This is a genomic window from Billgrantia campisalis (genome assembly GCF_022341425.1).
GTDB lineage: Bacteria > Pseudomonadota > Gammaproteobacteria > Pseudomonadales > Halomonadaceae > Halomonas > Halomonas campisalis.
On record NZ_JABFUC010000010.1, the window covers coordinates 73448 to 85589 of the forward strand.

Sequence of the window (12142 nt, forward strand, 5' to 3'; positions counted from 1 at the left end):
GGGCTGGCCGAAGGGGAGGTCCTATGGCTGGGGTGAAAAGCACTGCTTTGAACGGGCTGGCCATGGATGGCCAGCACCGGACCTGCGAGCGAAGCGGGACGCGAGAGCGAAGCAGGGCATCGGTAGCACCCAGGGATGGGTTCACAGCGCCTCCTCGTCGGTCCGGCGCCCCGGGGCCTGCCGCCGGATAAGCGTCTCTGCCACTAAGCCATGAGAATGCTCGAGAAGCCAATGCCAGATACGCGTCCCCCCGCCATCCTTCTGCTGGGCCCCACCGCCGCCGGCAAGACCGACCTGGCCATCGCGCTGCACGAGCGCCTGGGCGTGGAGCTGATCAGCGTCGACTCCGCCATGGTCTACCGCGGCATGGATATCGGCAGCGCCAAGCCGAGCCCCGAGGAGCTGGCCCGCGCGCCGCACCGGCTGATCGATATCCGCGATCCCGCCGAGCCCTATTCGGCGGCGGACTTCCGCGAGGATGCCCTGGGCGAGATGCGCCGTATCACTGCCGCCGGGCGCGTGCCGCTGCTGGTGGGCGGCACCATGATGTACGCCAAGCGGCTGCTCGAAGGCGTGGCCAACCTGCCGGCCTCAGACCCGGCGGTGCGCGCCGAGCTGGAAGCGCTGGCTCGGCGCCGCGGCATTGCCGCCCTTCATGACGAGCTGAGGGGCATCGACCCGGCCTCGGCGGCGCGTATTCACCCCAACGATCCCCAGCGCCTGATGCGGGCGCTGGAGGTCCACCGTATCAGCGGACAGACCCTCAGCGAACTGTGGCAGGCTCAGCGCACTGAAACCTTCCCCTGGCAAGTGGTGTCGATAGGACTCACGCCCTTCGACCGGCGCGTGCTGCATGGCCGTATCGCCGAGCGCTTCGATGCCATGCTCGCCGCGGGTTTGGTCGAAGAGGTGGCGGCGCTCAGGGCCCGGAGGGATCTGCACCTGGGTCTGCCGTCCATGAAGAGCGTGGGATACCGCCAGGTGTGGGAATACCTGGACGATGAGGAGGATCTGGCTGGGCTGCGAGAGCGTACGGTCATCGCCACGCGCCAGCTGGCCAAGCGGCAGCTGACCTGGATGCGCAGCTGGCCGGAGTTGCGCTGGGTCGATGCCCTGGGGCCGGACCCGCTGGGCCAAGTCCTGAAACTCGTGCGCGAATCCGGCTGTTAGCGTAAGATGTTCGCTTCAAGCGGCCGGGTGACCAGCCCCAATAATAGAACTTCCACCCCTCAAGAGAATGAATTTGGGAGAGGCAACATGTCCAAAGGGCAGTCCCTTCAAGACCCGTATCTGAACATCCTGCGCAAGGAGCGCATTCCGGTGTCGATCTTCCTGGTCAACGGCATCAAGCTGCAGGGACAGATCGAGTCTTTCGATCAGTTTGTGATCCTGCTGCGCAACACCGTGAGCCAGATGGTCTACAAGCACGCCATTTCCACCGTGGTGCCGTCGCGCAACGTGCGTCTGCCGGTCCAGGATCCTGCCCAGCAGGAAAGCAACGTGTGAGGTCAGTGATTGTTTTTTGAACGTCCCGACGCCGGTGAAACGGCGGTACTGGTGCATGTGGACTTTCAGGATGAGCGCGAGCGCGAGGATCCGGGCGAGTTCCTGGAGCTGGTGCGCTCCGCCGGTGCCGAGCCTGCCACCCTGCTGAGCGGAAGCCGGCAGCGTCCCGATCCGCGCACCTTCATCGGTAGCGGAAAGCTGGAGGAACTGCGCCAGACGCTGGCCGTGCACGCGGCCGAGCTGGTGATCTTCAACCACGCCCTGAGTCCTTCCCAGGAACGCAATCTGGAGCGCGAGCTCAAGTGTCGCGTCCTGGATCGCACGGGTCTGATCCTCGATATCTTCGCCCAGCGGGCGCGTACCCACGAGGGCAAGCTGCAGGTCGAGCTGGCCCAGCTGGGCTACATGTCCACGCGGCTGGTGCGAGGCTGGACCCACCTGGAGCGGCAGAAGGGCGGTATCGGCCTGCGCGGGCCAGGGGAAACCCAGCTCGAGACCGACCGCCGGCTGCTGCGGGCGCGTATCAAGGCGATCCACAAGCGCCTCGACAAGGTGCGCGGGCAGCGCAGCCAGAACCGTCGGGCTCGCGCTCGGGCCGAGATTCCCAGCGTGTCGCTGGTCGGCTATACCAATGCCGGCAAGTCAACGCTCTTCAACGCCCTGACCGAGTCCAAGGTCTATGCGGCCGACCAGCTGTTCGCTACCCTCGACCCGACCCTGCGGCGCCTGGAGATCGAGGACGTGGGACCGGTGGTGCTGGCCGATACCGTCGGCTTCATCCGCCACCTGCCCCACAAGCTGGTAGAGGCCTTCCAGGCCACCCTGCAGGAGGCCGCCGAGGCCGAGCTGCTGGTGCATGTGATCGACGCCGCCGACCCTGACCGGGAGCTCAATGTGGATCAGGTCGAAGGCGTGCTCGCCGAGATCGGTGCCGACGAGGTGCCGATGCTCAAGGTGATGAACAAGATCGACCTGCTCGACAGTGCGCCGCGCATCGAGCGCGACGGCCAGGGCCGCCCCGAGGTGGTCTGGCTGTCGGCCCAGGAGGGGCGCGGTCTCGACCTGCTGGGTCAGGCGCTCTCGGAGTGCCTGTCGGACGACGTGATCGACTTCAGCCTGACGCTGAGGCCAGAACAAGGGCGCCTGCGGGCGGGTCTACATGAACTCGGCGCGGTGCGCGATGAGCACCATGACGAAGCGGGCCTGACGCGACTCGAGGTGCGCCTGCCGCGCCGCGACTTCCTGCAGCTGATGGCGCGACTGGGCGAGCGGGCCGACGACTATCTGCCCGCGGAGCTGCGCCAGCGTCCGGTGTGGGAAGGCGAGACATGACAGCGAGCGTGTCGCCAAGGCTGGGCGATGCGCCGGATAATCAACACGGCCACGGCGCCCCTGGCGCCGACAGGATGGCAACCGACCCTCCGCCGCGCGATTCGGCGGCGGGGTGGCAACGCAGAGTGGAGACAACGTATGGCTTGGAATGAGCCTGGTGGTGGTGGCAACCAGCACGATCCCTGGAGCGGTGGCGGCCGACGCGGCGGTAGCGGCGGCGGTGGCGGCGGCGGTGGCGGTGGCGGTAACCGCGGCGGCAATCAGGGGCCACCCGATCTTGACGAGGCCCTGAAGAAGTTTCAGGACAAGCTCAACAGCATGCTTGGCGGTCGCGGCGGCAAGGGCGGCGGCGGCAAAGGCGGCAAGGGCGGCGGCAAGCCGCGCAACGTCTTCGCCCTGCCGGGGTTGTTGATCGTGATCGCCCTGGCGATCTGGGCGGCCACCGGCTTCTACCTGGTGGATCAGGCCGAGCGTGGCGTGGTGCTGCGCTTCGGCAAGTTCCAGGAAGTGGTCACCCCCGGCCTGCACTGGAACCCGCCGCTGATCGACGACGTGCGCATGGTCAACGTCACGCGGGTTCGCTCGCTGACCCAGACCCAGTCGATGCTGACCCGCGACGAGAACATCGTCGAGGTCGAGATCTCGGCCCAGTACCAGGTCGCCGATCCCCGCGACTTCGTGCTCAACGTGCGCAACCCGCAGCTGTCCATCGAGAACGCCCTGGACTCCGCGCTGCGTCACGTGGTGGGCGGCACCGACATGATCGAGATCCTCACCTCCGGTCGTGAGATCCTCGGCAGCTCGGTGCGCAGCCGTTTGCAGTCCTACCTGGACACCTACGGTACCGGGATCAGCCTGCAGACCATCAACATCGAGTCCACCTCGGCGCCGGCACCGGTCATCGACGCCTTCGACGACGTGATCCGGGCCCGCGAGGACCGCCAGCGGACCATCAACGAAGGCATGGCCTACGCCAACGCCATCATCCCGGCGGCTCAGGGCCAGGCCCAGCGTCTGGTCGAGCAGGGCCAGGGCTATCGTGAGTCAGTGGTCGCCGAGGCCCGCGGTCAGGCCAACCGCTTCAATGCGCTGCTGGCTCAGTACCGCAATGCGCCTGAGATCATGCGTGAGCGCCTCTACCTGGATACCATCGCGGAAGTCTTCGGCAAGACGCCGAAGGTGCTGATCGACGTCAGCGCCGAGACACCGCTGATGTACCTGCCGCTCGACCAGCGCCCCGGCGGCGTGCGCAGCGGCGAAGGTGACGGCGAGCGCGCCCGCGGCGAGAGTGGCGAACTCGACCCGCGCGTCCTCGAGCGTCTGCGCACCACCACCTCGACCCAGGGCGGACCCACCAGGGGTATCCGCAGGGAGGGCCGCTAAATGATCAATAACCGTTCACTGATTATCGTCGGTGGCCTGGCCGCCGCCGCCTGGCTGGCCAGCAACAGCCTCTACGTGGTCGACGAGACCGAGCGGGCCGTCAAGCTGCGCTTCGGTGAGGTCATCGAGGAGAACATCCAGCCGGGCCTGCACTTCAAGGTGCCGATCACCCAGACCATCCGCAAGTTCGATACCCGGGTGCTGACGCTGGATACCGATACTAGCCGCTATCTGACCCTCGAGCAGAAGGCGGTGATCGTCGACTCCTACGTCAAGTGGCAGGTGATCAACCCGACCCGCTACTACGAGGCCACCGCCGGCGACGAGATGATGGCGATTCGCCTGATCCAGCCGCGGGTCGACGAGAGCCTGCGTAACGAGTTCGGCCGCCTGGACCTGCAGCAGATCATCGCCGAGCGTCGCGACGACCTGATGTTGCGCCCCACCGAGGAGCTCGACACCCTGATGCGTGAAGAGCTCGGCGTGGCGATCCGCGACATCCGTGTCAAGCGGATCGACCTGCCCGAGGACGTCTCGGCGGCGGTCTTCGACCGCATGCGCTCCGAGCGTGAGCGGGAAGCCCGCGAGTGGCGCGCCCAGGGTGAGGAGGAGGCCGAGCGGATTCGCGCCAACGCCGACCGTCGTCGCCAGGTGCTGCTGGCCCAGGCCACCGAGCGCTCCGAGACCCTGCGCGGTGAAGGCGACGCCGAGGCCGCGGCGATCTTCTCCGATGCCTACGGCCAGGACCAGGAGTTCTTCGCCTTCTGGCGCAGCCTCAACGCCTATCGCGATAGCTTCAACGGTGACGAGGACATGTTGGTGCTCGATCCCTCCAGCGACTTCTTCCGCTACCTGAAGAGCTCGCAAAACCAGCTGGAAGCCAACGCGCTTCTGCCTCGCTAACTACGACCACGGGGCGGCCCGGCTTGTCGGCCGAGGTCGCCCTGGCGCCGCGGGGTTCACCCCGGCGCCAAACGTGATAGACTCCTTCAACCGGGCGTGGCCCGGTTTTTTTGTGGGCATCGTTCGGTGTTCCGCCGCTGCGCCCTCTACCGTCTAGCAGGATTGACAACATGACCATTGCTGACCGCTGGCTGCTGCCCGACGGCATGGACGAAGTGCTGCCGCCCCAGGCGAGCCGCATGGAAGAGCTGCGCCGGTCGCTGCTCGATCTCTACCATCGCTGGGGCTACGACCAGGTGATGCCGCCGCCCGTGGAGTTCCTCGACTCCCTGCTCACCGGTACCGGCACCGACCTGGATCTGCAGACCTTCAAGCTCACCGACCAGCTCACCGGCCGCCTGATGGGCGTCAGTGCCGATGTCACCCCCCAGGTGGCGCGCATGGACGCCCACTCGATGCGCCACCAGGGGCCGGCACGGCTCTGCTACTGCACCAACGTGCTGCGCGCCAAGCCCGACCAGCTGCAGGGCGGGCGCAGCCCGGTACAGGTCGGCGTCGAGCTGTTCGGCCACGCCGGCCTCGAGGCCGACCTGGAGATCCTGCGCCTGGCGCTGACCAGCCTCACCGCGGCCGGGGCCGAGGAGCTGCACCTGGCGCTGGGCCATATCGGCATCTACCGCAGCCTGGTGCAGGCGGCCGAGCTGGGGCGCGACGACGAGCTCGCGCTGTTCGAGGCGCTGGAGCTCAAGTCGCCGGTGGAGCTGGCGGCCAGGGTGGAGGCGAGCGTCGCCGACCCGGCGCTGGCCGAGATGTTCAGGGCCCTGGGCACCCTGCACGGTGGCCCCGAGGTACTGGACGAGGCCCGCGAGGCCTTCGCCGGCGCCCCGGCGGCAGTGGGCGAGGCCCTGGCCCAGCTTCGCGCCCTTCACCAGGGCGTGGCGGCGGAGCACCCCGAGGTCGACCTCTATTTCGACCTGGCCGAGCTGCGCGGCTACCAGTACCACACCGGCATGATGTTCGCGGCCTTCGTGCCCGGCTACGGCCAGGCGCTGGCCAAGGGCGGGCGCTATGATGATACTGGCCGTGCCTTCGGCCGGGCCCGCCCCGCCACCGGTTTCTCCATGGACCTCAAGCTGCTGGCGACCCTGGTCCAGAGTGAGCCCCCCCGCGACGGCATCTGGGCACCGGCGGAGGGCGAGGGGGTCGCCGAGGCGATCGCCGCGCTGCGCGAGCGCGGCGAACGCGTCGTGCAGGCGTTGCCCGGCCAGACCACCGGCCCCGAGGCGCATCGCTGCAGCCGTCGCCTGATGCAGAGCGACGGCCTGTGGCAGACGGTGACGCTGTAGCATGAGCATACCCGGCCCCGAGGCAGGCCGGACACGAACGCGGCCCGCGGGCCGGATTTGAACGCGCACCCGCGCGGCGCTGACACGAGAGACGAGAGACCAATGGGCAAGAACGTAGTCGTACTGGGCACCCAGTGGGGTGACGAGGGCAAGGGCAAGGTCGTGGACCTGCTGACCGAGTCGGCCTCGGCGGTGGTGCGCTTCCAGGGCGGGCACAACGCCGGCCATACCCTGGTCATCGACGGTGAGAAGACCGTCCTGCACCTGATTCCCTCCGGTATCCTGCGCAAGGACAAGACCTGTGTGATCGGCAACGGCGTGGTGCTGTCGCCGGAGGCGCTGATCAAGGAGATCCGCGAGCTCGAGGCCAAGGGCGTGCCGGTACGCGAGCGCCTGCGCCTGTCGCCGGCCTGTCCGCTGATCCTGCCCTACCACGTGCGCCTCGACCAGGCCCGCGAGAAGGCCCGTGGCGTCGCCAAGATCGGCACCACCGGGCGCGGCATCGGCCCGGCCTACGAGGACAAGGTGGCGCGCCGCGGCCTGCGCCTGGGCGACATGCTGCATCGCGAGCGCTTCGCCTCCAAGCTCGGAGAGGTGCTCGACTACCACAATTTCGTGCTCACCCGGTACCACGGCGAAGCCCCGGTGGATTTCCAGCAGGTGCTGGACGAGGCCCTGGAGATGGCCGAGGAGCTGCGCCCCATGGTCTGCGATACCGTCAGCCTGGTGCACGACTACCGCAAGGCGGGCGAGAACATCCTCTTCGAGGGGGCTCAGGGCTCGCTGCTCGATATCGACCACGGCACCTACCCCTTCGTCACCAGCTCCAACACCACCGCCGGCGGTACCGCCACCGGCTCCGGCGTGGGGCCGCTGTATCTCGACTACGTGCTGGGCATCACCAAGGCCTACACCACCCGGGTCGGCTCCGGCCCGTTCCCCACCGAACTGTTCGATGCCCACGGCCGCCACCTGGCCGAGCGCGGCCACGAGTTCGGCGCCACCACCGGCCGCCCGCGCCGCTGCGGCTGGTTCGACGCCGTGGCCCTGCGCCACGCCGTGCAGATCAACTCGGTCTCCGGTATCTGCCTGACCAAGCTCGACGTGCTCGACGGTCTCGAAACCATCCGCGTCTGCGTGGGCTACCGCAGCAAGGACGGCGAGGTGCTGGACACCCCGGTGGACTCCGAAGGCTATGAAGCCATCGAGCCGGTCTATGAGGACCTGGCGGGCTGGAGCGAGTCGACCCTGGGCGTCAAGCGTGTCGAAGACCTGCCCCCCCAGGCCCGCGCCTATATCCGCTACCTGGAGGAGAAGGTGGGCACCTCCATCGACATCATCTCCACCGGCCCGGACCGCAACGAGACCATCGTGCTGCGCAACCCCTTCGAGGGCTGAGTGTCGCCGACCGGCGAGTGCAGGCGAAGAGACCGGAAGGCCCCGCGCAAGCGGGGCCTTCTGCTTTGTGGGGCAGGGTCAGTTCAGTAGTCGATGCCACGGCGAGCCTGAACCCCCTCATTGAAGGCGTGGCGCACCTCCTGCATCTCGGTGACGGTGTCGGCCATGGCCGTGAGCTCGCGGTGGGCGTTGCGGCCGGTGACGATCACCGTCTGCTCGCGGGGGCGCTGCTCGATTGCCCGCTTGACCGTGGCGATATCCAGGTAGCCGAACTTAAGCATATAGGTGATCTCGTCGAGCACCACCAGGTAGACCTCGGGGTCGGCCAGCATGCGCTCCGCCTCGGCCCATACTGCCTGGCAGGCGCGGGTGTCGGCCTCACGGTTCTGGGTCTCCCAGGTGAAGCCGGTGGCCATGATGGCCACCTCCAGGTTGGGGTCCTCGGCCAGTCGCTCACGCTCGCCGCACTCCCACATGCCCTTGATGAACTGCACCACGCCGACCCGGTAGCCGTAGCCCAGCGCGCGCGTCACGGTTCCCCAGGCCGCGGTGGTCTTGCCCTTGCCGTTGCCGGTGAACACCAGTAGCAGGCCGCGCTGCTCGGTGGCGGCGGCTACCTTCTTGTCCACGTGGGACTTGAGTTTCTGCATCGATTGCTTGTGGCGGGTGTCGCGATCGCTCATGGGGGTTCCATCGTCAGGGGGAATCGGGGATGCCGGCTAGCCTACGTCAGTCGTCGCCGACCGTCAGCCCGGGGCCGGCTGCTGAGGCTGCGGAGAGGGGGGCGCTGCGGCCGACCTGCTGTCGGCGCGCTTCCATGCGGGACAGGAAGACCCCCATGATGCGGTCGTAGAGGCGCCGGCCGAGCAGGGCGTCCTCGATGCCGGCGTCGACGTTGGGGTTGTCGTTGACCTCGATCACCACCGTCCGGTCGCCGGCCTGCTTGAGGTCCACCCCGTAGAAGCCGTTGCCGATCAGCCGGCATGCCCGGAGGGCGGCCTTGAGCACCGCCGGGGGCACCTCGTCCGGGTCGTGGGTGGTGAAACTACCGCTCTTCACGCGTGTGCCGGAGTGATCGTAGATCTGCCAGTGGCCGCGAGCCATGTAGTAGCGGCTGGCGAACACCACCTGGCCATCCAGCACGCCGATCCGCCAGTCATAGTCGGTGGGCAGCCACTCCTGCACCAGCAGCAGGGCGGAGGCCGCGAAGAGCCGTGCCGCCTCGCGCTCCAGCTCTTCGACCGAATTGACCTTGACCACGCCGCGGGAGAAGGCGCCGTCGGGTATCTTGAGCACCAGCGGGAAGCTCAGCGTGTCGAGGCGTTCGCCGAGACGGCCACGGTCGCTGCGCTTGAGCAGCCTCCCCTCCGGCGCGGCTACCCCCCGCGCCCGCAGCAGGGCATGCAGGTAGACCTTGTTGGTGCAGCGCAGGATGTCCTGGGGCGCATCGATCACCACCAGCCCCTGGTGTTCGGCCAGCCGCGCCATGCGCCAGGTGTGGTGGTTCAGGGCCGTGGTCTCGCGGATGAACAGGCCGTCGAACTCGGCGAGCCGCCCGGCGTCCCGGCGCGTGATCAGCGAGACGTCGATGCCAAGCCGCCGGCCGGCGCGGATGAAGGCCCTAAGGGCGCCGCGGTTGCTGGGGGGCATGGCCTCCTTCGGGTCGACCAGGATGGCGAGGTCGTAGCGGTAGCGGCGGCGCGCCTTGGGCGTGCGCCATACCTGGCGCGAATGGCGGTTCAGCGCGCTGGCGAACAGATCCTGTTCGTCGCTGCCGAGGTCGCGCAGCCGCAGCGGCTTGAGGCGTGCCAGTCGCCACCGCTCATGGCGGCGGTGGAAGCGGGCCTCCAGCAGCGGGCAGGGCAGGCGTTCGAAGAGCCTGCTGGCCAGCTTGGCCAGCTTGGGTTCGTGGCACTCGCCGAACAGCACCCGCAGGGTCAGGCTGTCGCCGCTCAGCGAGCCGTCGCGGGCCAGCTCGCCGAGCAGCGGGGCCAGGGTATCGAGCTCCAGGTCGATCAGCGCCTTGCGCGACAGGGCGTTGAGGGTTTCCACCGCGGGCAGGACCCGCTGGCCGCGGGCCTCGGCCAGCAGCGACACGTAGTAGCCGCTGCCCAGGTAGTCGAGGTCACTGCTCAGGTTGATGATGCGGGTGGCGTGATGCTGGCTGGCGTCGGCGCTGGTGCGGTGGCGGCGGTCGAGGGACAGGAAATCGTCGACGCCGACCAGGTCCTCGCTGGGGGAGTAGGGTCGCCAGTCGTCGAGTCGGTCGACGACGATGCGCAATGGACACATGGGCGTGTTTCCTGCCGGAAAGAGGGAGAGGTGACCACGCGCCCAGCATGCCCTTGAGCACCGCAGTGGACAAGCCGAGTAAAGCTTGAAAATATTTCACTCACCATCGCGCTGACAGGCGTGATGCAGATGGTCACAATCCGCTTCGGATAACCGGGAAGACACGACATGACCATCACGCTGCGCCAGGCGCTGGCCACGGATCTGGACGCCCTTGTGCGCCTCGAGCAGCTCGCCTTCGAGGGCGATCGTTTCAGCCGCCGGCAGCTGTGGCACCTGCTCAACCGCGCCAATGCCCTGACCCTGCTGGCCGAGGATGAGGTGGGGCGGGTGCTGGGCTACGGCGTGCTGCTGTTTCGCCGCAGCAGCCGCCGGGTTCGCCTCTACTCCTTCTGCGTGCACCCCGAGGCCCGCGGGCTGGGGCTGGGGCGCGAGCTGCTGCTGGCCCTGGAAGCCCGCGCCCGACAGCGAGGCGGCGAGCGGCTGGGCCTGGAAGTGCGGGCCGATAACCGTATTGCGCTGAAGCTCTATCGGCGCATGGGCTTTCGCCTGGTGCGCTGGCTGGCCGACTACTACGCCGATGGCTGTGCCGGCTGGGAGATGGAAAAGCCACTTGAGCCGGCGTGCGGGGAGGGCGGGTGAATTCAGAGGCTGCTAGAATGCGGCCTTTCCACCCACTTTGTTCATCGACCAGCGGGACTTGACCATGCCTTCCTTCGATATCGTCTCCGAATTCGACAAGCACGAAGCCAGCAACGCCGTGGACCAGGCCAACCGCGAGATCCAGGGGCGTTTCGATTTCAAGGGCGTCACGGCGAGCCTGGAGCTCAGCGGCGAGACCGTGCAGCTCGAGGCCGAGGTCGACTTCCAGCTCAAGCAGATGCTCGATGTGCTGCGCAACAAGCTGATCAGCCGCGGCATCGACCCGCGCTGCATGGACGTGCAGGAGCCCGTGCTCTCCGGGGTGCGCGCCCGCCAGGAGGTGATCCTCAAGCAGGGGCTGGAGCAGAAGGAGGCCAAGGACATCGTCAAGCGGATCAAGGAGACCAAGGCCAAGGTCCAGGCCCAGATCCAGGGTGACAAGGTCCGCGTCACCGGCAAGAAGCGCGACGATCTACAGCAGATCATGGCATTGCTCAGAGGCGAGAATGGCCCCGACCTGGCGCTGCAGTTCGATAACTTCCGGGACTGAGCGATAGCCTTGGCGTCGTCGTTGCGGTGCCGCCACCCATCGATTGACGACCGTATTGCAGCGCGGTCTGATACAGGTCAAGTAACGGCTCAGGCGGCCTTGAAATCTTCTCGTCCGCCACCAACTCTGTTTAGGCCAAGGGGCAACCCGACGGCACGGGATATTCCGATTTGCTTCACATCTTGAAGTGATCGAACAGGAGGTGGCGTATGAATCTGCAGAAATTCTCACCCTGGAACTGGTTCAAGAGCGAAGGCGCCGACGCCCCCGCCCCCGCGGCCACCACTCCGGCCGAGCCGCGCCGCGGCGAGCTCTCGCCGCTGATCGGCATGCACCAGGAGCTGGACCGCTGGATGGACGGCGTCATGCGCCAGTTCGGCATGCCGTCCCTGGAGGGCCGCTTCGGCGACATGCCCGGCATGCTGCGTCCGCAGCTGGATATCGCCGAGCGCGACGACGAATATGTGATCAGCGTCGAAGTGCCCGGCGTCGAGGAGAAGGACATCAGCCTGACCCTGGACGACCACCGCCTGGTAATCGAGGGGGAAAAGCGCCAGGAGAGTGCCTCCGGGGACGATCGCTACCAGCGCGTCGAGCGCGCCTACGGCAGCTTCCGGCGTGTGCTCGACCTGCCCGCCGACGCCAAGGCGGAGGAGATCAAGGCCTCCTTCGCCAACGGTGTGCTGAAAGTCAGCGTGCCCCGCAGCGGCGAGGCCAAGGCGACACGCCGGCAGATCCCCATCCAGTGACCGCGGACCTGGCTGCCCGACGAGCCCGCCCCCTGGCGGGC

General features: G+C 67.6%; 12 protein-coding genes. 10 read left to right on the top strand and 2 right to left on the bottom strand.

Features of this window, described 5'->3' with window-relative positions:
• The first annotated feature begins 231 nt into the window (after positions 1-231).
• From miaA to HOP52_RS13100, 7 genes are all read left to right on the top strand, one after another.
• The gene (gene miaA / locus HOP52_RS13070; protein WP_238977835.1) at positions 232-1170 is read left to right on the top strand and encodes a tRNA (adenosine(37)-N6)-dimethylallyltransferase MiaA; all 939 of its coding nucleotides are present in this window, start codon (positions 232-234) and stop codon (positions 1168-1170) included.
• An 87-nt stretch (positions 1171-1257) separates the two neighbouring features.
• Positions 1258-1506: an RNA chaperone Hfq gene (gene hfq, locus HOP52_RS13075; protein WP_238977836.1), complete on the top strand. Its 249-nt coding sequence runs from the start codon at positions 1258-1260 to the stop codon at positions 1504-1506.
• A 9-nt stretch (positions 1507-1515) separates the two neighbouring features.
• Positions 1516-2838 carry a ribosome rescue GTPase HflX gene (gene hflX / locus HOP52_RS13080; RefSeq protein ID WP_238977837.1) on the top strand — a complete coding sequence of 441 codons (1323 nt, stop codon included), beginning with the start codon at positions 1516-1518 and terminating at the stop codon, positions 2836-2838.
• Positions 2839-2976: 138 nt separating this feature from the next.
• Entirely contained in the window at positions 2977-4221 is a 1245-nt protein-coding gene (hflK, locus tag HOP52_RS13085) for an FtsH protease activity modulator HflK (protein WP_238977838.1), read from the top strand.
• Entirely contained in the window at positions 4222-5124 is a 903-nt protein-coding gene (hflC, locus tag HOP52_RS13090; RefSeq protein ID WP_238977839.1) for a protease modulator HflC, read from the top strand. It begins immediately after the preceding gene.
• 170 nt (positions 5125-5294) lie between these two features.
• Positions 5295-6470 carry an ATP phosphoribosyltransferase regulatory subunit gene (locus HOP52_RS13095; RefSeq protein ID WP_238977840.1) on the top strand — a complete coding sequence of 392 codons (1176 nt, stop codon included), beginning with the start codon at positions 5295-5297 and terminating at the stop codon, positions 6468-6470.
• A gap of 102 nt (positions 6471-6572) precedes the next feature.
• Positions 6573-7868, top strand: a complete 1296-nt coding sequence (locus HOP52_RS13100) for an adenylosuccinate synthase (RefSeq protein ID WP_238977841.1) — start codon at positions 6573-6575, stop codon at positions 7866-7868.
• Positions 7869-7951: 83 nt separating this feature from the next.
• On the opposite strand, the gene cobO is transcribed toward HOP52_RS13100, so the two are convergent.
• Together cobO and HOP52_RS13110 are read right to left on the bottom strand one after the other, a co-directional pair.
• Positions 7952-8551, bottom strand: coding sequence for a cob(I)yrinic acid a,c-diamide adenosyltransferase (cobO, locus tag HOP52_RS13105; RefSeq protein WP_238977842.1), 600 nt, complete (start codon positions 8549-8551; stop codon positions 7952-7954).
• Positions 8552-8597: 46 nt separating this feature from the next.
• On the bottom strand, positions 8598-10160 hold the full coding sequence (locus HOP52_RS13110) for a RimK family protein (RefSeq protein ID WP_238977843.1): 1563 nt from the start codon (positions 10158-10160) through the stop codon (positions 8598-8600).
• A gap of 168 nt (positions 10161-10328) precedes the next feature.
• Between HOP52_RS13110 and HOP52_RS13115 the strand changes: the two genes are divergently transcribed.
• From HOP52_RS13115 to HOP52_RS13125, 3 genes are all read left to right on the top strand, one after another.
• Positions 10329-10802 carry a GNAT family N-acetyltransferase gene (locus HOP52_RS13115; RefSeq protein WP_238977844.1) on the top strand — a complete coding sequence of 158 codons (474 nt, stop codon included), beginning with the start codon at positions 10329-10331 and terminating at the stop codon, positions 10800-10802.
• A 64-nt stretch (positions 10803-10866) separates the two neighbouring features.
• Entirely contained in the window at positions 10867-11352 is a 486-nt protein-coding gene (locus tag HOP52_RS13120) for a YajQ family cyclic di-GMP-binding protein (protein WP_238977845.1), read from the top strand.
• Between the two features lie 209 nt (positions 11353-11561).
• The gene (locus HOP52_RS13125) at positions 11562-12101 is read left to right on the top strand and encodes an Hsp20/alpha crystallin family protein (protein ID WP_238977846.1); all 540 of its coding nucleotides are present in this window, start codon (positions 11562-11564) and stop codon (positions 12099-12101) included.
• Positions 12102-12142 lie beyond the last annotated feature (41 nt).

Bases quoted from the DNA above. Each gene is read 5' to 3' on its own strand.
- miaA (WP_238977835.1), top strand. From the start codon at position 232: ATGCCAGATACGCGTCCCCCCGCCATCCTTCTGCTGGGCCCCACCGCC.
- hfq (WP_238977836.1), top strand. From the start codon at position 1,258: ATGTCCAAAGGGCAGTCCCTTCAAGACCCGTATCTGAACATCCTGCGC.
- hflK (WP_238977838.1), top strand. From the start codon at position 2,977: ATGGCTTGGAATGAGCCTGGTGGTGGTGGCAACCAGCACGATCCCTGG.
- hflC (WP_238977839.1), top strand. From the start codon at position 4,222: ATGATCAATAACCGTTCACTGATTATCGTCGGTGGCCTGGCCGCCGCC.
- HOP52_RS13095 (WP_238977840.1), top strand. From the start codon at position 5,295: ATGACCATTGCTGACCGCTGGCTGCTGCCCGACGGCATGGACGAAGTG.
- HOP52_RS13100 (WP_238977841.1), top strand. From the start codon at position 6,573: ATGGGCAAGAACGTAGTCGTACTGGGCACCCAGTGGGGTGACGAGGGC.
- cobO (WP_238977842.1), bottom strand. From the start codon at position 8,551: ATGAGCGATCGCGACACCCGCCACAAGCAATCGATGCAGAAACTCAAG.
- HOP52_RS13110 (WP_238977843.1), bottom strand. From the start codon at position 10,160: ATGTGTCCATTGCGCATCGTCGTCGACCGACTCGACGACTGGCGACCC.
- HOP52_RS13115 (WP_238977844.1), top strand. From the start codon at position 10,329: ATGACCATCACGCTGCGCCAGGCGCTGGCCACGGATCTGGACGCCCTT.
- HOP52_RS13120 (WP_238977845.1), top strand. From the start codon at position 10,867: ATGCCTTCCTTCGATATCGTCTCCGAATTCGACAAGCACGAAGCCAGC.
- HOP52_RS13125 (WP_238977846.1), top strand. From the start codon at position 11,562: ATGAATCTGCAGAAATTCTCACCCTGGAACTGGTTCAAGAGCGAAGGC.